General features: G+C 71.0%; 20 protein-coding genes and 1 pseudogene. 14 read left to right on the plus strand and 7 right to left on the minus strand.

Annotation, left to right across the window (positions count from 1 at the left end; genetic code table 11):
* Positions 1–105: 105 nt before the first annotated feature.
* Positions 106–1479, plus strand: a complete 1374-nt coding sequence (locus ACLFOB_RS01275) for an FAD-binding oxidoreductase (protein ID WP_410924445.1) — start codon at positions 106–108, stop codon at positions 1477–1479.
* A gap of 18 nt (positions 1480–1497) precedes the next feature.
* Here the strand turns inward: ACLFOB_RS01275 and ACLFOB_RS01280 are convergent, their stop codons facing one another.
* Positions 1498–2568 (minus strand): Hint domain-containing protein, encoded by a 1071-nt coding sequence (locus ACLFOB_RS01280; RefSeq protein ID WP_410924447.1) that lies wholly within the window; start codon positions 2566–2568, stop codon positions 1498–1500.
* A 307-nt stretch (positions 2569–2875) separates the two neighbouring features.
* On the opposite strand from ACLFOB_RS01280, the gene ACLFOB_RS01285 reads away from it, so the two are divergent.
* The 7 genes from ACLFOB_RS01285 (at position 2876) to selD (ending at position 9357) form a co-directional block, all read left to right on the plus strand.
* Positions 2876–3910 carry a TRAP transporter substrate-binding protein gene (locus ACLFOB_RS01285; protein ID WP_410917817.1) on the plus strand — a complete coding sequence of 345 codons (1035 nt, stop codon included), beginning with the start codon at positions 2876–2878 and terminating at the stop codon, positions 3908–3910.
* Positions 3911–3992: 82 nt separating this feature from the next.
* Positions 3993–4517: a TRAP transporter small permease gene (locus ACLFOB_RS01290; protein ID WP_410924449.1), complete on the plus strand. Its 525-nt coding sequence runs from the start codon at positions 3993–3995 to the stop codon at positions 4515–4517.
* Entirely contained in the window at positions 4514–5830 is a 1317-nt protein-coding gene (locus ACLFOB_RS01295) for a TRAP transporter large permease (protein ID WP_410924451.1), read from the plus strand. Before ACLFOB_RS01290 ends, ACLFOB_RS01295 begins: the two co-directional genes overlap by 4 nt.
* An 89-nt stretch (positions 5831–5919) precedes the next feature.
* Positions 5920–6114: a hypothetical protein gene (locus tag ACLFOB_RS01300; RefSeq protein WP_410917812.1), complete on the plus strand. Its 195-nt coding sequence runs from the start codon at positions 5920–5922 to the stop codon at positions 6112–6114.
* Positions 6115–6118: 4 nt separating this feature from the next.
* A complete protein-coding gene (locus ACLFOB_RS01305) occupies positions 6119–6601 on the plus strand; it encodes a MarR family winged helix-turn-helix transcriptional regulator (protein WP_410917811.1) in 483 nt (160 codons plus the stop codon).
* 75 nt (positions 6602–6676) lie between these two features.
* Positions 6677–7126, plus strand: a complete 450-nt coding sequence (locus tag ACLFOB_RS01310) for a GNAT family N-acetyltransferase (RefSeq protein ID WP_410917810.1) — start codon at positions 6677–6679, stop codon at positions 7124–7126.
* Positions 7127–7194: 68 nt separating this feature from the next.
* Positions 7195–9357, plus strand: coding sequence for a selenide, water dikinase SelD (selD, locus tag ACLFOB_RS01315; RefSeq protein ID WP_410924470.1), 2163 nt, complete (start codon positions 7195–7197; stop codon positions 9355–9357).
* Between the two features lie 18 nt (positions 9358–9375).
* Here the strand turns inward: selD and mnmH are convergent, their stop codons facing one another.
* The gene (gene mnmH / locus ACLFOB_RS01320; RefSeq protein ID WP_410924452.1) at positions 9376–10422 is read right to left on the minus strand and encodes a tRNA 2-selenouridine(34) synthase MnmH; all 1047 of its coding nucleotides are present in this window, start codon (positions 10420–10422) and stop codon (positions 9376–9378) included.
* A gap of 5 nt (positions 10423–10427) precedes the next feature.
* Complete coding sequence (locus ACLFOB_RS01325; protein ID WP_410924454.1) at positions 10428–11471, minus strand: aldo/keto reductase; 1044 nt, start codon at positions 11469–11471, stop codon at positions 10428–10430.
* A 209-nt stretch (positions 11472–11680) separates the two neighbouring features.
* Between ACLFOB_RS01325 and ACLFOB_RS01330 the strand changes: the two genes are divergently transcribed.
* The 6 genes from ACLFOB_RS01330 to glpK all read left to right on the plus strand — a co-directional run bounded on the left by ACLFOB_RS01330 (position 11681) and on the right by glpK (position 19436).
* Positions 11681–12301 carry an ImuA family protein gene (locus ACLFOB_RS01330; RefSeq protein ID WP_410924455.1) on the plus strand — a complete coding sequence of 207 codons (621 nt, stop codon included), beginning with the start codon at positions 11681–11683 and terminating at the stop codon, positions 12299–12301.
* Between the two features lie 70 nt (positions 12302–12371).
* A complete protein-coding gene (locus tag ACLFOB_RS01335) occupies positions 12372–13124 on the plus strand; it encodes an SDR family NAD(P)-dependent oxidoreductase (protein ID WP_410924457.1) in 753 nt (250 codons plus the stop codon).
* Between the two features lie 78 nt (positions 13125–13202).
* Entirely contained in the window at positions 13203–14468 is a 1266-nt protein-coding gene (locus tag ACLFOB_RS01340; protein ID WP_410916729.1) for an MFS transporter, read from the plus strand.
* Between the two features lie 55 nt (positions 14469–14523).
* Positions 14524–16239, plus strand: a complete 1716-nt coding sequence (metG, locus tag ACLFOB_RS01345) for a methionine--tRNA ligase (protein WP_410924459.1) — start codon at positions 14524–14526, stop codon at positions 16237–16239.
* An 88-nt stretch (positions 16240–16327) separates the two neighbouring features.
* On the plus strand, positions 16328–17923 hold the full coding sequence (gene glpD, locus ACLFOB_RS01350; protein ID WP_410924461.1) for a glycerol-3-phosphate dehydrogenase: 1596 nt from the start codon (positions 16328–16330) through the stop codon (positions 17921–17923).
* Between the two features lie 28 nt (positions 17924–17951).
* On the plus strand, positions 17952–19436 hold the full coding sequence (glpK, locus tag ACLFOB_RS01355; RefSeq protein WP_410924462.1) for a glycerol kinase GlpK: 1485 nt from the start codon (positions 17952–17954) through the stop codon (positions 19434–19436).
* Between the two features lie 285 nt (positions 19437–19721).
* Here the strand turns inward: glpK and ACLFOB_RS01360 are convergent.
* From ACLFOB_RS01360 to ACLFOB_RS01375, 4 genes and pseudogenes are all read right to left on the minus strand, one after another.
* Positions 19722–20228: pseudogene (locus ACLFOB_RS01360) on the minus strand (sulfatase-like hydrolase/transferase); the annotation flags it as partial.
* A 51-nt stretch (positions 20229–20279) separates the two neighbouring features.
* Complete coding sequence (locus ACLFOB_RS01365) at positions 20280–21251, minus strand: GGDEF domain-containing protein (RefSeq protein ID WP_410916721.1); 972 nt, start codon at positions 21249–21251, stop codon at positions 20280–20282.
* Positions 21252–21254: 3 nt separating this feature from the next.
* Positions 21255–21842, minus strand: a complete 588-nt coding sequence (locus ACLFOB_RS01370) for a heme NO-binding domain-containing protein (RefSeq protein WP_410924464.1) — start codon at positions 21840–21842, stop codon at positions 21255–21257.
* A 92-nt stretch (positions 21843–21934) separates the two neighbouring features.
* Positions 21935–22465: trimethylamine methyltransferase family protein (locus ACLFOB_RS01375; protein ID WP_410924466.1), on the minus strand; the 531-nt coding region annotated here is incomplete at its 5' end.

Raw genomic sequence — 22465 nt, forward strand, 5'->3', positions numbered from 1 at the left:
GTGGCGCCCTCACGACGGCGCCCTCATGACGGCGCACCGCGCTGCCCCGTCTTTTCCCCGCCGCCGCGCGGGAATAGGCTGGCGCTGAAACAGCGGGGAAAACACATGGCCCTTCGGGACGCTCTCGACGCGCTTTCTGACTTACTAGGCGAACGGCTGAGCCGGTCCAAGCCCGATCTGGAGGCGCACGGCCGGTCGGAGAGCCATTTTGGCCTGACGCCGCCCGATGCGGTGGCCTGGCCGGAGACGACGGCGGAGGTGCAACAGATCGTGCGGATCTGCGCGCGCCACGGCGTGCCGGTCGTGGGCTGGGGCGCGGGCACCTCGCTGGAGGGCCACGCGCTGGCGGTGCGGGGCGGCGTCGCGGTGGATTTCGCGCGCATGAACCGGGTGCTCGACGTGCGGCCCGAGGACATGGACGTGACGGTGCAGCCCGGTCTGACGCGCCGCGCGCTGGAGGAGGAGCTGCGCGCCACCGGCCTCTTCTTCCCGGTGGATCCTGGGGCCGACGCGAGCCTTGGCGGCATGGCGGCGACGCGCGCCTCGGGCACGACGACGGTGCGCTACGGGTCGATGCGCGACAACGTGCTGGGGCTGGAGGTGGTGCTGGCCGACGGGCGTGTGATCCGGACCGGCAGCCGCGCGCGCAAGTCCGCCGCGGGCTACGACCTGACCGCGCTGATGCTGGGCAGCGAGGGCACGCTGGGCCTGATCACCGAACTCACGCTGCGCCTGCACGGCCGGCCCGAGGCGGTGGCGGCGGGCGTCGCGGCCTTTCCCGGCATCGGCGGCGCGGTGGACTGCGTGATCGAGACGATCCAGATGGGCCTGCCGATGGCGCGCATCGAGTTCGTCGACGCGGCCTCCGCCGCCGCCTTCAACGCCCATGCGGGCACCGATCTGCCGGAGCGACCGCACCTTCTGGTGGAGCTGCACGGCTCGGAAACCGGCGTGGCCGAGCAGGCGGAGCTGTTCGGCGCGCTGGTGGCCGAGCATGGCGGCGATCCCTTCGAATGGTCCACGCGCGAGGAAGAGCGGCGCCACCTCTGGCGGATGCGTCACAACGGCTACTATGCGATCATGGCCGCCCACCCCGGCGCGCGGGCGCTGGTGACCGACATCTGCGTGCCGATCTCGCGGCTGGCCGAGGCGGTGGAGGAGACACAGGCCGACATCGCGGCAAGCGGGATGCCTGGCCCGATCCTGGGCCATGTGGGCGACGGCAACTTCCACGCCACGCTGATCGTGCGGCCCGATCATGCGGGCGATCTCGAAACCGCCAAGGATCTCGCGCACCGGATGGCCGAGCGGGCGCTTCGGCTGGGCGGCACCGTGACGGGCGAGCACGGGGTGGGCATGGGCAAGACCGGTTACATGGCCGGGGAGCATGGCGAGGGCTGGGCGGTCATGGGCGCGATCAAGGCGGCGCTCGACCCGCAGGGCATCCTCAACCCCGGCAAGCTGGTGCCGGGCAACTGAGCGCGGCGCCGTCCGGGGTCAGGCCGCCTGCGACAGCAGGATCGCGGCCTCGGACCGGCTGAGGCTGCGGCGTGCAAAGGGGCCGTAGCGGAACGGGTCCGTGTCGATTCCGGGCAGGCCCGCGACAAGGCGTGCGCGGTCGTCCGGCGCCAGTGCCTCCGGTTGCGTTCCCGCGGGGTGAAAGCTTTCGGTCTCTATCCCGTTGGCCCAGAGAACCTCGTGCTGCGGCAAAAGCAGATGGATGTAGGTCACCTCGCGCGCGGCGTGGTCGATGCGCACCTGTCGGTCGTCGATCAGGTCGCGCGCCGCGACCAGCACCTCGTCGGTGTTGAACAGCGCACGCGCCCGCGCGCCGCGCAGCACCAGCCGGTGCGCAGGCGAGACGCACAGCGTGGCATCGGGCTGACGCAGTCCCAGCGCCCCGGCCGAGAGCCGCACGGGCCGCAGGGACGGCATGGCGAAAAGCCGCGCGCCGCCGATGCGACGGCGCCCGATCCACAGGATTTCCTGCGGGCCGCTGTCCTTGGTCGCCACGCGATCCCCTTCGGCGAGGTCTTCCACCGGGCGCGGGCCGCACGGCGTGGCAATCCGCGTGCCGGGGGTGAAGCAGATCACCTGCTCGGGCGCGCGGCCGGGATCGGCGGGCGCGACCCCCGGAAGCGTGTGGTCCACCACCCAGAGGTCGGTCTCGCGCGGTGGCAGGGCGTCGAGGAACATCAGCAGGGGCGGCCGGCCTGGCGCCGTACCGATGAGCGTGACGGTGAAACTCCGCGCCCCGTCTGTCACGGTGAAGGCGTTCTCCGGCAGGTGCGTCTCTGCATCGACATGGGCGGGCTGGCCCGTGGCGGCATGATCGAGTGCCGCCCCCACCAGCCGGCGCACCATGCCCGCAGCGCGGCGGCGCATCTCCGCCTCGCCCAGTGCGCCGTCCAGCCGCAGGGGACCGCCGGGGCCGTCGACGCAGATCGCGTCGCCGCGCCAGGACCAGACCGAGCCGACCCTGAGCGCCGAGAGCGCCGGATCGTCCAGCCCGTCCACTTCCGTCTGCGACCAGGAAATGACGAATGTGCCGCGGAACCCCGCCTGCATCGCCCGTCGTCCCGCTCTTGCCTCGTGTTATCGTTGCGGCGGAAGATATCAGAGGCGATTCGCCCTGCAAAGAGTCGCGCGCTGGTTTTTCGCCTGCGGTCTGGCCCTTGCAACACCGAATTCAACTCGGGATTGCGCGGGCGCGCCCGGTCATCGGCGGCAGTGGTCCTGAGCCGTTATGACCCATAACTTTTTGGCGGACCCGCGCCTGAAAGATGATGCAACGCTGCAGCGACCTGCTAGAACTTGCGCCCAGATCGCCACGCATGGGGAGGAGTCCGGAATGTTCATCGATCGCAGACGCCTGATGGGGCTTGCCGGCGCGCTTGCCATCGGCGCGGGGCTGGGCACGGCCGCTGCCGCGCAGGAGGTGACGCTGCGCCTGCACCAGTTCCTGCCGGCGCAGGCCAACGTGCCGCAGCTCATACTCGATGTCTGGGCGGACAATGTGGAAGAGGACAGCGAGGGCCGCATCAAGGTGGAGCGCTACCCGTCGATGCAGCTGGGCGGCACGCCGCCCGAACTGATCGACCAGGCGATGGACGGCATCGTCGACGTGGTCTGGACCGTCGTGGGCTACACGCCCGGCCGCTTCCCCTCGACCGAGGTCTTCGAGCTGCCGTTCATGGTGGCCGACGCGCGCGCCGCCTCCTATGCCTACTGGAAGCTGTTCGAAGAGCACATGGCGGACAGGGAGTTCGCCGGCGTCAAGATCGTCGGCACCTGGGTGCACGGCCCCGGCATGTTCCACACCAAGGATCCCGTCGTGGTGCCCTCCGACCTGGAGGGCATGAAGATCCGCGGCGGCTCGCGGCTGGTCAACGAACTGCTGACGCTGGTCGGCGCGGAGCCCGTTGGCCTGCCGGTTCCCGCCATTTCCGAGGCGCTGTCCAAGGGCGTGATCGACGGAACCACCATCCCGTGGGAGGTGACGCCAGCCATCAAGGTGCAGGAACTCGTCTCGAACCACACCGAGTTCCAGGGGCCCGCGCTTTACAACCTGACCTTCGTGCTGGCGATGAACCAGGACCGCTACGACAGCCTGCCCGACGACCTGAAGGCGGCGATCGACCAGAACAGCGGCCTCGACTTCTCGGTCTTTGCCGGCGGCACGCAGGCCGATGCCGACGCGCCGGCGCGGCAGACCGCCGTGGACCGCGGCAACAACATCGTTACCGTGTCCGAGGACGACGCCAAGAAGTGGCTCGAGATCGTCGATCCGATCTACGAGAACTGGGTCGCCGACATGGAGGAGCGCGGCATCGACGGCCAGGCGCTGATCGACCAGGCGCGCGCGCTGATGGACGAGTATCACGACAGCTACGACGGCTCCTACAACTGAGCCGCAACCTCGCCACGCGGGCCGCGGCGGCATCCCCGCCGCGGCCCGTCCGTGACGGCCCGCCTCTGCACGGGGGAGTGACGTGCTGAGCCTTCATAGAATTTTCCTCGGCTTCGCCTGGGTCATGGCGATCGCGGGCGGCATCGTGCTGTCGGCCGCGATCCTGATCACCTGCGTCTCGATCGTCGGCCGCGAGGTCGGCCTGGGCGCCATCCGGGGCGATGTGGAACTGGTCGAGGCCGGCATGGCCTTTGCCATCTTCTCCTTCCTGCCGCTTTGCCAGATCACCGCCGGGCACGCCTCCGTCGACGTCTTCACCAACTGGCTGACCGGCCGCCCCTTCCGCCTGCTGGTCTTCACCATCGAGCTGCTCTTTGCCGTGGTGCTGATCTTCGTGGCGCTGCAGCTCTTCGAGGGCACGATGGACCGCTACAATCGCGGGCAGACCTCCTGGATGCTGCAGTTTCCGGTCTGGTGGGCCTATGCGGCGAGCCTTGTCGGCGCCACGGCGGCCGCGATCGTCGCCTGCTGGACCGCGCTGGTGCGCGGCTTCGAATTACTGACCAACCGCGACATAATCGCGGTCTACGCGGAGGCCCAGCAGTGACCAACCTGGAGATCGGCATCTGGTCCTTTCCCGTCCTGCTGCTGATGATCTTCGCGCGGGTGCCCATCGGGCTTGCCATGTTCGTCACCGGATTCGGCGGCCTGTGGCTTGTCATGGGCACGCCCAACATGGCGCTGGGCCGGCTCAAGACAGAAGCCTATACCACCTTTTCGAACTATTCGCTGAGCATCGTGCCGATGTTCCTGCTGATGGGCTACTTCGCCACGCTGGGCGGCATGAGCCAGGCGCTGTTCCGCGCCGCGGCCGGCTTTCTGGGCCACCGCAAGGGCGGCGTTGCCATGGCCGCCGTGGGCGCCTGCGCCGGCTTCGGCGCGATCTGCGGCTCGTCGCTGGCCACTGCCGCCACGATGAGCCGCGTGGCCCTGCCCGAACTCAGGCGCTTCGGCTACTCGGGCGGCTTCTCCACCGCCACGCTGGCCGCGGGCGGCACGCTGGGCATCCTGATCCCGCCCTCGGTCGTGCTGGTGATCTACGCCATCCTGACCGAACAGAACATCGCCAAGCTGTTCCTCGCGGCCTTCGTGCCGGGCATCCTGGCCGCGATCGGCTACATGGCCGCGATCTCGATCTATGTCCGCGTGAATCCCGGCAGCGCCGGCGTGGCGGAGCCCGTGCCGATGCGCGAGCGTTTCCGCGCGCTGGTCGACGTCTGGCCGGTTCTGCTGGTCTTCATCGCCGTCGTCGGCGGCATCTATGGCGGCATCTTCACGCCGACCGAAGGGGCGGCAGTGGGGGCGCTGGGCACCGGGATCATCGCGCTCGTCAATGGGGGCCTCACGCTGCGCACGCTGGGCGACAGCTTTACCGCAACGGCCAAATCGACCGCGATGATCTTCTTCATCGTCCTTGGCGCGGGCTTCTACAACGGCTTCCTTGCGCTGACGCAGGTCCCGCAGGAGATGGCGCGCCTGGTCGTCGAACAGGGCGTGAGCCCCTGGCTTGTGCTGGTCATCATCCTGCTGCTCTATCTGGTGTTCGGCTGCGTGATGGATTCGCTGTCGATGATCCTGCTGACGGTGCCGATCTTCTTTCCGGTGATCTCGGCGCTCGACTTCGGGATGTCGCCGGAGCATGTGGCGATCTGGTTCGGCATCCTGGTGCTGATCGTGGTCGAGGTCGGGCTGATCACGCCGCCGGTGGGGATGAACCTGTTCATCATCAACAACATGGACCGTGGGACGCCGATGTCGGCGACCTATCGCGCGGTGCTCTACTTCGTCGGCTCCGACATTGTCCGCGTGGCGATCCTGGTGATGTTCCCGGCGATCACGCTCTTCCTGATACCCGAGTGATGCGCACACGTGCGCGATTTTCGCGCGCGGATGCTTGCTCCGGGGTGGTTATGAGACATAACCCATCGACGCGACACGCGAGGCTTTGAATGTCCGAACCGCTGCCGATCGCCGAGACCGACGGGCCCTACATCATGATCCAGGCCATCGCGCGGATCGAGGACATGTCGAAAGCCGACGGGCTTTTCGCCGAAAGCCTCTGCGCCGCGGTGACGCAGACCAGCCCGGACGCGCACGAAGGACTGGCGGCCTTCCTCGAAAAGCGCGCGCCGCGCTTCCGCTGAGCCGATGGCCACGCGCAGCCCCACGGCCACGGACGCGCCTGCCGAGGGCGGCATCGACGCGGGGCTTCGGGTCTTCGCGGGCTATCACATGCGTCGCGCCATGGCCGCGATCCAGAAGGACCTGAACGCGACGCTGGCGCCCTTCGGCCTGCGCATGGTGCCCTTCTCGGTGCTGGTGACGATCGCGGACAATCCCGGCCTGCGCCCCTCGCAACTGGCCGGCGCACTGGCGATGGAGCGGTCGAACCTGGCGCCCGTCCTCGAGGGCCTCGCGCGCGACGGGCTGATCCTGCGCGAACCGGCCGCCGGGGATAGGCGCGCGAAGGCGCTCTCGCCCAGCCCGGAGGGCGCGCGGCTCGCCACGCGCGCCCGCACCGCGGTCGAGGCGCATGACGCCCGAATGACCGGGCATGTCGATCCCGACATGCGGCAGCGCCTGATCCGCATCCTGAACGAGATCGAGGCGCGCGGCCAGCGCGACGGCTGAACCCGGGACGCGGCAAGCGTTTGCGCGCCGTCACGCCGCATGCAACGCTTGCGACAGTTGCCGAGGGACCCGCCCATGCCGGAGATCGAGATCCGCCCACTGCAGCCCGCAGACGAAGCGGAGTGGCGCCGCCTCTGGCGCGCCTATCTCGCCTTCTACGAAACCGAGGTGCCGGAGGTGGTCCATGCCACGGCCTTCGCCCGCCTGCTCTCCGGGGCGCCGGGCGAGTTCCGGGGGCGCATCGCGACCGTGGACGGCGCGCCCCGCGGACTCGTCCATTTCCTGTTTCACCGCCACATGTGGAAGATCGAGAACGTCTGCTACCTGCAGGATCTCTACGTCGATCCGCAGGCGCGCGGCACCGGCCTTGGCCGCGCGCTGATCGAGACGGTCTATGCCGAGGCCGACGCGGCCGGCGCGCCCGCCGTCTGGTGGCTCACGCAGGAGCACAACGCCACCGCGCGGCGACTCTACGACCGGATCGGGATGAAGACGCCCTTCATCCGCTACAACCGCCCGATCTGAGCGGTCCGCTTTCCCCGCCGGGCAATTCGGTCTAGAGCCCCGCACATGACGACGCGGAGAGTCCGATGATGCGCGCCACGCCCGAGGCGACCCACGACATCGTTCTGGTGGGCGGCGGCCACACCCATGCGCTGGTGCTGCGCCGGTGGGGCATGGCCCCCCTGCCCGCGGTACGGCTGACGCTGATCAACCCCGGCCCCACCGCCCCCTATTCGGGAATGCTGCCCGGCCATGTCGCCGGCCACTACCCGCGCGAGGCACTGGAGATCGACCTCGTCCGGCTGGCGCGCTTCGCCGGCGCGCGGCTGATCCTGGGCCACGCCAGTACGCTCGACCCCGACCGGCGCGAGATCACGGTGGGCGAGCGGCGCATCGGCTACGACATCGCCTCCATCGACATCGGCGTCACCTCTGCGATGCCGGACCTGCCCGGCTTTGCCGAGCACGCCGTGCCCGCCAAGCCGCTTGAGGGGCTCGCGCGGCGCTGGGCGGCTTTCCTCGACACGGCCGCGGCGGGCCATGCCGCGCCGCGCGCGGCGGTGATCGGCGGCGGGGTCGCGGGGCTGGAGTTGTCGATGGCGATGGCCCATGCGCTGCGCGCGCGCGGCTGCGACGCGCAGGTCACGGTGATCGAGGCCGCGCCCGACCTGCCCGCCCCCGGCGGCGCCGGCCCCCGCCTCTCCGCCGCGCTCGCGCGGCAGGGCGTGACGCTCCGCCTGGGCGCTGCGGCAGCAGAAGTGACCGCAGAGGGCGTCGTGCTGGAAGGGGGCGAGATCGTCGCGGCCGGCTTCGTGGCCGGCGCCGCCGGCGCCCGCCCGCAGCCCTGGCTTGCCGAGACCGGCCTGCCGACCGAGGCGGGCTATCTGCGCGTGGGGCCGGAGCTGCGCGTCGAGGGGCGCGAGGAGATCTTCGCCGCGGGCGATTGCGCGCATCTCACCCACGCGCCGCGTCCCAAGGCGGGTGTCTATGCCGTGCGCGCGGCGCCCGTGCTGCACGACAACCTGCGCGCCGCCGTGGCGGGCCGGCCGCTGCGCCCCTATCGGCCGCAGCGCGATTACCTCAAGCTCATCTCGCTGGGCGAGAAATCCGCGCTGGCGGAAAGGGGCGGCCTCGCGGTCGAGGGGCGCCTGCTCTGGCGCCTCAAGGACCGGATCGACCGCGACTTCATGGACAAGCTGCGCGACCTGCCGCAGATGATACCGGCCCCGACCGGGGCGGCAGATGCACCCGCCGCGCCGCTCTGCGCCGGCTGCGGCGCAAAGCTGGCGCCCGCCGCGCTGGCCCGCGCCACCGCCGTGCTGCCCCTGCCCGCGCGCGACGACGTGCTCACCACGCCCGGCGACGATGCGGCGGTGCTGCGGGTGGGCGAGGCGCTGCAGGTCGTCACGACCGACCACCTGCGCGCCTTCACCGAGGATCCCGCGCTGCTGGCGCGGATCGCGGCGGTGCACGCGATGGGCGATGTCTGGGCGATGGGCGCGACGCCGCAGGCCGCCCTCGCCACCGTGATCCTGCCGCGCATGACCGAGCGGCTGCAGGCGCGGATGCTGGACGAGATCCTGACCGCGGCGTCTGAGACCTTCCGCGCCGCGGGGGCCGAGCTTGCCGGCGGACACTCGACCATGGGGGCGGAGACGACGCTGGGCTTTACCGTGACCGGCCTGCTCGACGGTCCGGCGGTGACGCTGGGCGGCGCCCGGCCGGGCGATGTGCTGATCCTGACCCGCCCGATCGGCAGCGGCACGCTGCTGGCCGCCGAAATGCGCGGCGAGGCCAGCGGAGAGGACATCGCCGCCCTCTGGCACGCCATGGCGCAGCCGCAGGGCAGGGCCGCCGCGCTCCTGCGCGGCGCGCACGCGATGACGGATGTCACCGGCTTCGGCCTTGCCGGGCACCTCATGGCGATCTGCACCGCCTCCGGCGTGGCGGCAGAGATCGACCCGGCGGCAGTCCCCCTCTACCCCGGCGCCGAGGCGCTGGCCGCCGCGGGCATCCGCTCGACCCTGTGGGAGGCGAACCGCGCCCATGCGCCCGTGACGGGCGCCGAAGGGCCGCGCGGCGCCCTGCTGCACGACCCGCAGACCGCCGGCGGCTTCCTCGCTGCGCTGCCGGAGGCAGAGGCGGCGCATATTCTGCCGCGCCTCGCCCGGGCCGGGGTGGCGGCACATCGCATCGGCCGCGTCATGGAAGGCCCACCGGGGATCGCCTGCGTGCCGGGCGCGGCGGGCTGACAGCGCCCCCGTCCGCACTCAACGGCCGACCGTCTCGACAATGCGCCGCGCGGCCTGCGCGAAGCCCTCGGCGTCCAGCCGGTCCAGCCGCTCGACCGTCACCGGCGCGCCCCGGCGCGCGGCGGATTTGGCATAGCGGGGATCGTAATGCGCCTCGATCAGCTCCCCCGCCAGCGTGGCGAAAGCCCCCTGCGCCGCCAGCGCCTGCCATGCCTCGACCTGCGCGCGCCCGTGGTAGGGCACCAGCTTCTCCAGCACGCGGGCCAGCGCCGCGCGGTCCGCGGTGAGATCGGCATAGGCCCGCGCCAGATAGGCCGCGCGTTCCGCGACCGGCGCCTCCAGCCGGAGATGCGCCGCCCGCTTCATCGCGGCCCAGAGCGAGGGCGGCAGGATGCGCGCGCCCACCTTGGCGCTTTCCGCCTCGACGAAGACGGGGCGCGCGGGGTCCAGCCGCGCAAGCTGCATCGCCAGCCGCGATTCGAACAGCTTCTGCGGCGGCTGCCCGCCCGGCATCGCCCCGAAGACCGAACCGCGATGCGCCGCCAGCGCCTCCAGGTCCACGAACTGCCCGCCCGCCTCTGCCAGATGGGCCAGCATCCCGGTCTTGCCGGTGCCGGTCATCCCGTCCACCAGCACCACCCGAAAGGGCAGAGGATCGTCGTAAAGCGCGCGCACCACCAGCCGGCGAAAGCTGCGGTAGCCGCCCTGCAGCAGTTCCACCCGCCAGCCGATCTGTTCGAGGATCGAGGCGAAGCTGCCCGACCGCTGCCCGCCCCGCCAGCAATAGACCAGCGGCCGCCAGCCGCCGTCCCGGTCCGCGAGCGGCCCCTCGAGGTGCGCCGCCGCGTTCCGCGCCACCAGCGCCGCGCCGAGTTTGCGCGCGAGAAAGCGGTCCTGTTGGACATAGATCGTGCCGACGCGCGCGCGCTCCGCATCCGTGAGCACGGGCAGGTTGACCGCGCCCGGCAGATGATCCTCGGCGTATTCCGCGGGCGAGCGGACGTCGACGATCTCGTCGACGCCGAGCCGGTCCAGATCGGCAAGGGAGGCAAGCTCGACCGCCATGCGCCTCAGTAGGGCATCGGGTGCGCGCGATGCACCTCGTCGAGCGCCGCAAGCAACTCGTCCGACAGCACCACCTCCGCCGCGCCCAGCGCATGCTCGAGTTGCGCAAGTCGCGTGGCGCCGAAGATCGCCGAGGCGACGAAGGGCCGCCGCGCAGCCCAGGCAAGCGCCATCTGCACCGGGTCGAGACCGAAGCGCCCCGCCACCTCGTGACAGGCCGCCACCGCGCCGAAGACCCGCGGCGTGATCCGCCCGCCCAGGTTTTCCACATGGCTGCGGCGTGAGCCGGGCGGAATCGCGCCGCCCTGATACTTGCCCGTCAAGAGCCCCGCCGCGAGCGGCGAGAAGGGCAGGAACCCCACGTCCTCGTTCACGCAAAGCTCCGCCAGATCGGTATCGGCCATGCGGGCCAGCAGCGAATACTCGTTCTGGATCGAGGCCGCGCGCGGCCCCCCGGCCGCCTCCGCCACGCGCAGCCACTGCGCGGTGCCCCAGGCGGTCTCGTTCGACAGGCCGAAGGCGCGGATGGTGCCCCGCTCGACCTCGCGCGCGAGCGCACCCAGCGTGTCCTCCATGTGCGCCAGCGTCTCCACGCGGTCCTGTCCCGACGGGTCGTAGCGCCAGTTCTTGCGGAAATGATAGGAGCCGCGGTTGGGCCAGTGGAACTGATAAAGGTCGATGCAGTCGATCTTCAGCCGCCGCAGCGAGCCCTCGACGGCGACAGGAATGGTGTCCGGGGTGATCGGCGCGCCGCCGCGGACGTGCCTCATCCCCTCGCCCGAATGCTTGGTCGCCACCACCCAGGCGTCGCGCCGCCCGGCCCTGGCGACCCAGGTGCCGACGATCTCCTCGCTCAGTCCCACCGTCTCTGCCCGCACCGGGTTGACCGGATACATCTCGGCGCAGTCGAGGAAGTTTATCCCCGCCTCCAGCGCGCGGTCCATCTGCGCATGGGCCTCGTCCTCCGGCGTCTGGCTGCCGAAGGTCATGGTGCCGAGGCAGAACTCGCTCACCTCGATGCCGGTGCGGCCCAGCGGGTTTCGGCGCATGGGGATCCTCCTTGCGGGACGGGCGCACCCTAGTCCCGCGGGCGGCGGGCGCAAGGCGTGCCGGGCGGGGCGCCACCCGGCGGCTTCCTCTTGCCGGAAATACCCCGGGGGTGAACTGGCCGCAGGCCAGGAGGGGGCAGCGCCCCCTGCGCGGCGCCCGGAATCGCGCAGGATTGAGAACATTTCGCGAACACTGTAACCTGCCACGCATGACCCGGGCTCTTCTTTCCCGCGTGCCGGAACGGGCGCGCCCCGCCCTCGCCCTGCCCGCCGGCTTCCGGCTCGACCGGGGGCGGGTGCACGAGGCCTGCGGGCCGGGCCGCCATGTCTTCGCCGCCCTCGCCGCCGGCGCGGCGCAACAGGCGGGCGGCGGCGATGTCCTGTGGATCGCGCCCGAATGGGAGCGCGACCGCCCCAACCCGCAGGGGCTCTGCCGCTTCGCCGATCCGGGGCGGCTGCTCTTCGCCACGCCCCGGCGGGAAGAGGACATCCTGTGGTGCGCCGAAGAGGCGCTGCGCGCGGGCTGCCTGCCGCTGGTGGTGGTCGAATGCGTGACCCTGCCCGCGCTCACCCCGGTGCGGCGGCTGCAGCTCGCCGCCGAGGCCGGGATGGCCGCGCCGGGCCCCGCGCCCCTGGGCCTGCTGCTCACGCCCGGGGCGGGCGGAACACGCGGGGCCGAGACGCGCTGGCACATGGCGCCGGCACACAGGCCGGGGGCCGAAGGCTGGCTGCTGGAGCGGCTGCGCGCGCGGCGCGACCCGCCCGCGCGCTGGCAGCTGGGCTGGGGGCGCGGGGGCCTCGACGCCATCTTGCATCCTCGCGGCACCTGACCTTCATCAAGGCGGGGCAAGCCCGAAGCTGCCAGACAGAGCCCGAGTTTAACACGCAAAGGAGAACAGGATGGACATCCGATTCGACGGCAAGACCGCGCTGGTGACCGGCGCAGGACAGGGCATCGGCGCGGCCATCGCGCAGGAACTCGCCGCAGGCGGTGCAACCGTGGTGGTCGCCGATCTGGACGAGGACGCCGCGAAATCCGTTGCGGCCGAGATCGGCGCCGCGGGTGGCACGGCACACGCCACGAAGGTCGACACCGGCGACGCGGCGCAGGTCGAGGCGATGGTGGACTTCGCCATCGAGACCACCGGCGCGCTGCACCTGCTGGTCAACAACGCCGGCATCGGCGGGGAGCGCGAGGCGATCGCGGACTACCCGCTCGACGCCTGGCACAAGGTGATCGACGTCAACCTGCACGGCGTCTTCTACGGCATGAAATTCGCGATCCCGAAGATGCTGGAGGCCGGCGGCGGCGCCATCGTGAACATGTCGTCGATCCTGGGCAGCGTGGGCTTCGCGCAGTCCTCGCCCTATGTCGCGACCAAGCACGCCCTCGTGGGGCTCACCCGCAACGCGGCGCTGGAATACGCGGCGCAGGGCATCCGGGTGAACGCGGTCGGCCCGGCCTTCATCGACACGCCGCTGCTCTCGGCGCTCGACGACGAGATGCGGGCCGGGCTCACGTCGCTCCACCCCATCGGCCGGCTGGGCCGGCCCGAGGAGGTGGCCGCGCTCACCGTCTTCCTGCTGTCCGAGCGTGCCGCTTTCATCAACGGCAGCTACCACCTGGTCGACGGCGGCTACACCTCGCAATAGCGCCCTGCCGAAGAAAGACCGCCGCGCGTCGGGAACCGGCTTGCGCGCGGCGGTCGGGATGCGAAGCTGGGCCGCGTCATGCGCACGCTCCTGTCCTTCGCGGCCCTCTTCCTCTCGATCATCCTTCTGCAGCTTTCCTCGGGGGCGGTGGCACCGCTCGACGCGCTCTCGGGGCTGCGGCTGGGCTTCACCACGCAACAGATCGGCCTTCTGGGTTCGGCGCATTTCATCGGTTTCTTCATCGGCTGCTGGTGGGCGCCGCGGCTGATGGGCAGCGTGGGCCACGCGCGCGCCTTCGCGGCCTTCACCGCGATGGGCGCGGTGGGCATCCTGATGCACATGCTGATCCTGGATCCTTATGCCTGGGCCGTCATGCGGGTGGCGCAGGGGCTGTGCATCGCGGGCTGCTTCACCGTGATCGAGGCCTGGCTTCAGGCCAAGGTCACCAACGCCACCCGCGGCCGGACGATGGGCGCCTACCGTGTCGCTGACATGGGCGCCTCGCTGGTGGCGCAGCTGATGATCGGCGTGCTGGAGCCCGCCTCCTACGTCTCCTACAATATCCTTGCGCTGTTCTGCTGCGCGGCCCTGCTGCCGCTCACGCTGACCACCGTGCGCCCGCCCGAGACGCCCGCGGCGCCGCGGCTGAAGCCGGGCCTTGCACTGGCGATCTCGCCGCTTGCGGTGGCGGGCGTTCTGGTGGCGGCGGTGTCCAGCGCGGCCTTCCGCATGGTGGGCCCGGTCTACGGCCGACAGGTGGGGCTGGAGGTGGACCAGATCGCCTTTTTCCTCGCGGCCTTCGTCGCGGGCGGGGCGCTCGCGCAGTATCCGGCCGGCTGGCTCGCGGACAAGCTCGACCGGCGCTGGGTGCTGATCGGCTTTTCGGCGGCCGCTATTGGAAGCTGCGTCATCACGGTGGCCGCGCAGGGGGTGGGCACCGCGGGCATCCTGCTGATCGCGGGGCTGTTCGGGCTCACGACCTTCCCGATCTACTCGATCTCCGCGGCCCACGCGCATGACTTCGCCACCTCCGATCAGCGGGTGGAACTGTCGGCGGCGCACATGTTCTGGTTCGCGACAGGCGCGATCTTCGCGCCCTGGCTCTCCTCGGCGCTGATCGACGGCTTCGGGCCGCCCGCGCTGTTCGTCATGGTGGCGGTCGCGCACGCGCTGCTCGTGGTCTTCGGCCTTGTGCGGATGCGCGCGCGCCCGGTCTCGGAGCGGCGCACGCCCTATGTCTGGGTGCCGCGGACGTCCTTCGTGATCGGCCGTCTGATGGCGGCGGTGCGCGAGGGGACGAACGGGCGCCGGCGCGAGGATCGCGACCGCGACGCAGGCCCCTAGCCCCTGCCGCGCCCCTGCGCTAGAGACGCGCGGGCGGCAGGGCAGCGAGGCGCGCATGGCACGGCATCTGATCACCTCGGCGATCCCCTACATCAACGGGGTCAAGCATCTGGGCAATCTGGTGGGCTCGCAGCTGCCTGCGGACTTGTATGCCCGCTACCTCCGCGCGCGCGGCCACGAGGTGCTGTTCCTCTGCGCCACGGACGAGCACGGCACGCCTGCGGAACTGGCCGCCGCGAAGGCGGGCAAGCCGGTGGCAGAGTATTGCGCGGAGATGCACGGCGTGCAGTCGGAGCTTGCGCGGGGCTTCCGCCTGTCCTTCGACCATTTCGGGCGTTCCTCCTCGGACCAGAACCGGCGGCTGACCCAGCATCTTGCCGTGAAACTCTTCGAGGCCGGGCTGATCGAGGAGCGAAGCGAGCGGCAGGTCTATTCGGTGGCGGACGGCCGCTTCCTGCCCGACCGCTACATCGAGGGCACCTGCCCCAACTGCGGCTACGACAAGGCGCGCGGCGACCAGTGCGAGAACTGCACCAAGCAGCTCGACCCGACCGACCTGATAAACCCGCGCAGCGCGATCTCGGGCTCGACCGAGCTGGAGGTGCGGGAAACCAAGCACCTCTACCTGATGCAGTCGAAGCTGCGCGACCGGCTGGCGGCCTGGATCGACGAACAGGAAGACTGGCCCGTGCTCACCACCTCGATCGCGCGGAAATGGCTCTTCGACGGCGAGGGGCTGCAGGACCGGGGCATCACCCGCGATCTCGACTGGGGCATCCCCGTGCAGTTCGAGGGCGCGCCTTGGACGGGGATGGAGGGCAAGGTCTTCTACGTCTGGTTCGACGCGCCCATCGAATACATCGCCTGCGCCGCCGAATGGGCCGAGGCGCAGGGGAAACCCGACGCCCAATGGGAACGCTGGTGGCGCACCGGGCGCGGCGCGGACGACGTGCGCTATACCCAGTTCATGGGCAAGGACAACGTGCCCTTCCACACGCTGAGCTTTCCCGCCACGCTGATCGGCTCGGGCGAGGACTGGAAGCTGGTCGATTACATCAAGTCCTTCAATTACCTCAATTACGACGGCGGCCAGTTCTCCACCAGCCAGGGGCGCGGCGTCTTCATGGACGACGCGCTGGAGCTGCTGCCGGCGGATTACTGGCGCTGGTGGCTGCTGTCGCGCGCACCGGAAAACTCGGATTCCGAGTTCACATGGGAGAATTTCCAGGGCGGCGTGAACAAGGATCTCGCCGACGTGCTGGGCAACTTCGTCAGCCGCGTGACGAAGTTCTGCCGCTCGAAGTTCGGCGAGGCGGTGCCCGAGGGCGGCGACTGGGGCGATCCGGAACGGCAGCTGATCGCCGACCTGTCCGAAGGGCTGGCGCGCTACGAGGCGGCGATGGAGGCCATCGCCGTGCGCCGGGCGGCGCAGGAACTGCGCGCGCTCTGGGTGCTGGGCAACGAATACCTGCAGCAGGCCGCGCCCTGGGCCGCCTACAAGGAGGATCCCGCGCGCGCGGCGGCGATCATCCGCCTCGCGCTGAACCTGATCCCGGTCTATGCGGAGCTCTCCGCCCCCTTCATCCCCGATGCGGCCGACACGCTGCGCGCCGCGATGAAGAGCAAGGCCGGTTGGCCCGCGGACATGGAGGCCGCGCTGCGCACGCTGCCCCCGGGCCACGGTTTCGAGGTGCCGGAGATGCTGTTCCGCAAGATCACCGACGAGGAGCGCGACACTTGGCAGGCGCGCTTCGCAGGTGGGCGCGGCTGAGCGCAAAAGCGAACACAAACGAAAACACAGCTTGACGTTTTCTTTCGGTTGGGGTGTTCTCCGCACGAGCGTGACGGAGACCGCACCCATGCCTGCCCAGACTTTCGACGCGCCCTGCGATCTCTTCGTGATCGGCGGGGGGATCAATGGCTGCGGCATCGCGCGCGACGCGGCCGGGCGCGGGCTGACGGTCACGCTGGCCGAGAAGGGCGATCTTGGCGGCGCGACCTCCTCGGCCTCGACCAAGCTCTTTCACGGCGGGCTGCGCTACCTGGAGTATTTCGAGTTCCGCCTGGTCCGCGCGGCGCTGGCCGAGCGCGAGGTGCTGCTGGACGCGATGCCGCATATCGCCTGGCCGCTGCGCTTCGTGCTGCCGCTGGCGCCCGACATGCGCTTCGAGACCGAAACGCCGGCGGGCCGCCTGATCGCGCGCGTCCTGCCCTGGACGAAGGGGCGGCGCCCGGCGTGGATGATCCGCGCGGGGCTGTTTCTCTACGACCATCTCAGCCGCCGGCGCCTCCTGCCAGGGACCGAGCCGCTGGACCTGACGCGCGCACCGGAGGGCGCACCGCTGCGCGAGGGGCTCACCCGCGCCTTCGCCTATTCCGACGTCTGGGTCGATGACGCGCGGCTGGTGATCGCCAACGCGCGCGACGCGGAAGCTCTGGGCGCGACCATCCTGCCCCGCTGCGAGGTGCTGCGGGCCGAGGTGCAGGGCGGCCTCTGGCACGTCACGCTGCGCGACGCGGAAACGGGGCAGACGCAGCATCGCACCGCCCGCGCGCTGGTGAACGCCGCGGGGCCCTGGGCGGGAGAGGTTCTGGGCCGCGCCGTCGGGCGCAACGCCCGCGCCCGCGTGCGGCTGGTGCGCGGCAGCCACATCGTGACCCGCCGCCTCTTCGACCACGACAGCGCCTATATCCTGCAGGGGCCGGACGGGCGCGTGGTCTTCGCGATCCCGTATGAGCGCGACTTCACCCTGATCGGCACCACCGACGCGCCGCATCCCGATCCCGACACCGCGCCGCGCTGCACCGACGAAGAGGCAGACTATCTGCTGGGTTTCGTCAACCGATGGCTCAGGCGCCCGCTGGGCCGCGACGATATCGTCTGGCGCTTCGCGGGCGTGCGGCCGCTCTATGACGACGGGGCGAGTTCGGACACCGCGGCCACCCGCGACTATGTGCTCGAGCGCGACACCGGTGCCGGCGCGCCGCTGCTGTCCGTCTTCGGGGGCAAGATTACCACCTATCGCCGGCTGGCCGAGGACGCGCTGGGCGCGCTGGCGCCCGACCTCCCGGGGCTTGCCGCGCCATGGACAGCCGGCGCTCCGCTGCCGGGCGCGGGTTTCGCGCCGCAGGCGTTAGAGGCCGAGATCGCCGCCCTGCGCGCCGCCTACCCCTTCCTGGGCGAGGACTGGGCCCTGCGCCTGTTCCGCGCCTATGGCCGCGAGGCGCAGGAGATGCTTGGCGATGCGACCGGGCCGGCCGATCTGGGCCGCGATTTCGGCGCCACTCTGACCGAGGCGGAACTGGACTGGATGGTGCGGCGCGAATATGCCCGAACGGCGGAGGACGCGCTCTGGCGCCGCAGCAAGCTGGGCCTGCGGTTGGGTGCCGGCGCACAGGCGGCGGTGGCCGACTGGATCGCATCGGCGCGCGCGCTTCGGGCGGCGGCGGAATAGCGCCCCTCCGCACGACAGGGAGGGACGCATGAGCTACATTCTGGCGATAGATCAGGGCACCACCTCGAGCCGCGCCATCGTCTTCGACGGCGATCTGCGGCCGGTGGCGCAGGCCGGCCGCGAATTCGAACAGCACTATCCCTCGCCCGGCCGGGTCGAGCACGACGCCGAGGAACTCTTCGAGACCTGCGTGCAGAGCGCGCAGGCGGCGCTGGCGCGCGCAGGCATCGGGGCAGGCGATCTGGCCGGCATCGGGATCACCAACCAGCGCGAGACGGTGGTGCTGTGGGAGCGCGCGACGGGCCGCCCGGTGCATCGCGCCATCGTCTGGCAGGACCGCCGCACCGCCGAAACCTGCCGCGCGCTGGCAGAGGCGGGGCACGAGCCGGAGGTGACCGCGCGCTCCGGCCTGCTGCTCGACCCGTATTTCAGCGCGACGAAACTCGCCTGGCTTCTGGACCGCGACCCGGACCTGCGCGCGGCGGCAGAAGCGGGCCGGCTTGCCTTCGGCACGGTGGACAGCTGGCTGATCTGGCGGCTGACCGGCGGGCGCGTGCATGCGACGGATGCCACCAACGCGTCCCGGACGATGCTGTGGGATATCCGTGAAAACCGTTGGTCTCCAGAGCTTTGCGCGCTCTTCCGCATGCCCCGGGCGCTGCTGCCGGAGGTCCGCGACTGCGCCGCGGACTACGGCACGACGGACCCCGGCGTGCTGGGCGCGGCGGTGCCGATCCGGGGCGTCGCGGGCGATCAGCAGGCGGCAGCGATGGGGCAGGCCTGTTTCCGGCCGGGGATGCTGAAGGCGACCTACGGCACCGGCTGCTTCGCGTTGCTCAACACGGGGGAGGTCGCCGTGCCCTCCTCCAACCGGCTGCTGACGACGGTTGCGGCGCGGCTTGACGGGCGGACGACCTATGCGCTGGAGGGCGCGATCTTCGTGGCCGGCGCCGCGGTGCAATGGCTGCGCGACGGGCTGGGCCTGCTGGGCCGCGCGGCAGAGGCCGACGCGCTGGCCGCGCGGGCGGACCCGGCGCAGGAGGTGCTGATGGTGCCCGCCTTCACCGGTCTCGGCGCGCCCTGGTGGGCGCCCGAGGCGCGCGGCGCGCTCTTCGGCCTGACGCGCAACGCGGGGCCCGCGGAGCTTGCCCGCGCGGCGCTGGAAAGCGCAGGTTACCAGACGCGCGACCTTATGGACGCGATGCGCGCCGACTGGCCCGAGGCGCCCGAGGCCGTGCTGCGCGTCGACGGCGGCATGAGCGCAAGCGCGCATGCCATGCAGTTCCTCTCCGACATCCTGGGCGCGGCGGTGGAACGGCCCGAGGTGCTGGAGACCACGGCGCTGGGCGCGGCCTGGCTCGCCGGGCGGCAGGCGGGGCTCTACCCGACGGAGGCCGAAATGGCCGCGCGCTGGTACGCCGAGCGGCGCTTCATCCCCACGATGGCCACCGAGGACCGTGACCGCCGCCACGCGCGCTGGCGCCGCGCCGTCGCGGCCGTGCTGGCGGTCTGACGCGCCGCTCCTCGGTCCCTGCGGTCCCTCTTCGCGAGGACCGACCGGAGGGAGGGACGAGCGCCCTAACCGGCCGGGCAGTCCCCGACCGGCCAGTCCCAGACCGCGCGGCAGGCCAGCGTCCGGTCCATCAGCCGCGCCCGGTCGGCCAGCAGCGCCTCTGCCGCGGCGAGGCGCGCGCCACGCAGCGCCGGGTCGCAGGCCCTGCCGCAGGTGGAAGCCGGGCAGCACGCCCTCGAACGTCCTGCGCGCCGGGTCGCGGGGGGCGACGTGGCGCGGATCGGGCGCGGTGTCGGTGTAGCCGAAGAGCGTGGGCAGGTAGCCCGCCCGCCGCGCGGCCAGCGCAAGGGTGTCGAAGCGCGCATCAAGCCCCGCACCGTTCCAGACGACGCGGTGATTCATCTGGTAAAGCCCGGTGTGCAGCGAGGCGCGCGCCGGCGAGCAGGGCGCGCAGGGCGCGTAGTGACGGGCGAACAGGGTGCCCTCGGCGGCGAGCGCATCGAGCGCGGGCGTCTGCACCGGAAAGCCCAGCGCGCCCAGCCAGTCGCCCCGCCACTGGTCCGCCGTGATGAGCAGGATGTTGGGCCGCATTGCCAGGTTTCCTTGTCCGCCGCTGGCTGCCGCGGCGCAGTCTTCCGAGACTGCCCCCGGAAATCCAGCCGCCGCAAGGGGCTTGAGAGCAGGATTTGCTTCGGGATGCCGGCCACGATGCCTTGCCCTGCCCAGAGGGCGCGCCGTGCCGCGCGCTCCTGCAGTCCGCGCAGGATGCCCGGGGCCGGCAAGCAGCGCCATCGCAGGAACGCCGTGCCCGGGATCGAGGCGGCGGGGGACGGCTGCACGCACTCAGCGCCCGGCGTCGGCGAACCGGTGCTGTGCACGCCCCGCCGCCTTTGAGGCATAGAGCGCGCGATCCGCGTCCGCCAGCATCTGCGCCAGGTCCGGCCGGGCATAGGCCCAGGAGAGCGCGCTGCCCGCGCTGGCCGAGATCCGGGCAAGTTGTCCCTCGAAGGGCACCGGCTCCTCGATCCGGCGAATGAGCCGCTGCGCGATGCGCTCGACGGTGGCCCGCGCGCCCGGGTCGTTCAGCAGGATCACGAACTCGTCGCCGCCCACGCGCGCGACGGTATCGGCATCGCGGGTTTCGTCCACGAGGATGCGCGCGACCTGTTGCAACACGTGATCGCCCGCCGCATGGCCCATGGTGTCGTTGACCGCCTTGAAGAAATCGAGGTCCACCTGCATCAGCGCGAAACGCGCGTTGCGCGCGATCAGCCGGGTGAGAACGTGGTTCAGCGCGCGGCGGTTCTTGAGCCCCGTCAGCGTGTCGGTAAAGGCCTGTTCCTCGGCCGCGATCATCGCGCCTTGCAGGCGCAGGTTCAGGGTGCGCGACGCCTCCATCGCGGCGGATTTCGCCTCGACCAGATAGAGCATTTCCATGGCAAGGTCGGTGGCCGCGAAATCGGCATTGGTGAGGTCGTAGTCGCGCACCGCGTCGAGGATCGAGATGCCGAAGGAGAGGTTGAGAATGGCCCCCTGCCCGCCCGGCATCGGCACCAGCACGCCCTTGAGCTTTGTCTGTGGCGCATCGCGAAGCCGAAGGTGCAGGCGCATCCGGGCATGGGCGAGCAGCGCCTCGATGCCGTCCACAGCGCGCGGGCGGAACACCTCGATCACGTCGAAGGCGTAGCGCCCCGCGAGCGTCCGTTCGGTAAAGAGCTTCGACAGGGTGGGCCCGACATGCGCGATGCGCCCCTCCATGTCGAGGATCGCGTGCATCGGGCAAAGCGCGTCGAGAACGTCGGGACAGGCCCCCATCGCTCACCCCGCTCCGCCGCCCAGCTCGAAGCGGCGGCCCTCTGCATAAGCGGTCTCGTAAACCGTGATTCCGATAGCGGCGCGGCCCGGCCCCTCGCGCCGCATCTCGGTCAGCACCAGCGCGCCGTAATCGTCCGCCATCGCCCGCAGGATCCCCAGCAGCACGGGGCCGAAGCCGTCCTGCTCCGCGACGACCCTCAGGGTATAGCGGCCGGGGCGATGTTCCTCGAGGTCGAGCGCAGGCAGGATCAGGTCCGAAACGGCGAGGCGCGCGCGCTCCGGCAGGTCGTCGAGCGAGTGCAGGAAATCGACGAAGTTCACGCCGCCGAAGCGCAGCAGGCGGCGCACCGCCTCGGCCTGCGGGTGAGAGACGAGATAGGTGCCGATATCCTCGAGCAACTCGTCGGGCGCCTTGTCGAGTTCCCGGCAGGCGGCGTCGAGCACCCGCGGCGTCACCTCCTCGGGGTAGATCATCATCGCCTCGAACTCGGTGAAGCCCAGATCGGCACGATGGACGACCGCGATCCAGGCCTCACGGCCATATGTATCGGCCACGAAGCACTGGATCGCCCTGTTGATCAGACCGTGCATGCCCTGCGTCTCCCGGTTCGGGCCACAGTCTTGCAGGCCTGCGTTAAGAGGTTCTCAATATTCTCAATTCGCCGGGTTTTCCGCGGCCATGCCTAGAAATCGGTCGGCGCGCCGCCCTCGGCCTTGCGGCGGCTGACGAAGGCTTCGAGCTCCTCGCGCACCGCCTCGTCCATCGCCGGCGGCTCGAAGCTTGCCACGATCTCCTTCCAGACGCGGTGCGCGCGCTCGGCGGTCCAGACCGCGCCGGCCGATTCCCAGGCCTCATAGTTCTTCCAGTCGCTCAGGAAGGGCTGGTAGAAGGCGCTGGCGTAGCGGTCCTGCGTGTGCTGCGTGCCGAAGAAATGCCCGTCGTGGCCCACGTCGCGGATCGCGTCGAGCGCGATGTCCTCGGGCGTGGTCGCCCAGAGCGCGGGCTCCATGTAGCGCTGGATCTGCCGGATCACTTCGCAGTCCATGACGAATTTCTCCGGGCTCGCGATCAGCCCGCCCTCGAGCCAGCCGGCGGCGTGATAGACCATGCTGGCGCCCGCCTGCACGGCCGACCACAGGCTGTTCGAGGTCTCCCACATCGCCTGACCGTCGGGCACATTGGCCGCGCAGACGCCCGAGGCGCGCATCGGCAG

Source organism: Rhodosalinus sp. (assembly GCF_046542825.1).
Taxonomy (GTDB): Bacteria; Pseudomonadota; Alphaproteobacteria; order Rhodobacterales; family Rhodobacteraceae; genus Rhodosalinus.

Coding starts and splice junctions, on each gene's coding strand:
- ACLFOB_RS01300 (WP_410917812.1), top strand. CDS start 5,920: ATGTCCGAACCGCTGCCGATCGCCGAGACCGACGGGCCCTACATCATG.
- metG (WP_410924459.1), top strand. CDS start 14,524: ATGGCACGGCATCTGATCACCTCGGCGATCCCCTACATCAACGGGGTC.
- ACLFOB_RS01310 (WP_410917810.1), top strand. CDS start 6,677: ATGCCGGAGATCGAGATCCGCCCACTGCAGCCCGCAGACGAAGCGGAG.
- ACLFOB_RS01285 (WP_410917817.1), top strand. CDS start 2,876: ATGGGGCTTGCCGGCGCGCTTGCCATCGGCGCGGGGCTGGGCACGGCC.
- ACLFOB_RS01330 (WP_410924455.1), top strand. CDS start 11,681: ATGACCCGGGCTCTTCTTTCCCGCGTGCCGGAACGGGCGCGCCCCGCC.
- glpK (WP_410924462.1), top strand. CDS start 17,952: ATGAGCTACATTCTGGCGATAGATCAGGGCACCACCTCGAGCCGCGCC.
- ACLFOB_RS01325 (WP_410924454.1), bottom strand. CDS start 11,471: ATGCGCCGAAACCCGCTGGGCCGCACCGGCATCGAGGTGAGCGAGTTC.
- ACLFOB_RS01305 (WP_410917811.1), top strand. CDS start 6,119: ATGGCCACGCGCAGCCCCACGGCCACGGACGCGCCTGCCGAGGGCGGC.
- mnmH (WP_410924452.1), bottom strand. CDS start 10,422: ATGGCGGTCGAGCTTGCCTCCCTTGCCGATCTGGACCGGCTCGGCGTC.
- ACLFOB_RS01275 (WP_410924445.1), top strand. CDS start 106: ATGGCCCTTCGGGACGCTCTCGACGCGCTTTCTGACTTACTAGGCGAA.
- glpD (WP_410924461.1), top strand. CDS start 16,328: ATGCCTGCCCAGACTTTCGACGCGCCCTGCGATCTCTTCGTGATCGGC.
- ACLFOB_RS01335 (WP_410924457.1), top strand. CDS start 12,372: ATGGACATCCGATTCGACGGCAAGACCGCGCTGGTGACCGGCGCAGGA.
- selD (WP_410924470.1), top strand. CDS start 7,195: ATGCGCGCCACGCCCGAGGCGACCCACGACATCGTTCTGGTGGGCGGC.
- ACLFOB_RS01280 (WP_410924447.1), bottom strand. CDS start 2,568: ATGCAGGCGGGGTTCCGCGGCACATTCGTCATTTCCTGGTCGCAGACG.
- ACLFOB_RS01340 (WP_410916729.1), top strand. CDS start 13,203: ATGCGCACGCTCCTGTCCTTCGCGGCCCTCTTCCTCTCGATCATCCTT.
- ACLFOB_RS01370 (WP_410924464.1), bottom strand. CDS start 21,842: ATGCACGGTCTGATCAACAGGGCGATCCAGTGCTTCGTGGCCGATACA.
- ACLFOB_RS01365 (WP_410916721.1), bottom strand. CDS start 21,251: ATGGGGGCCTGTCCCGACGTTCTCGACGCGCTTTGCCCGATGCACGCG.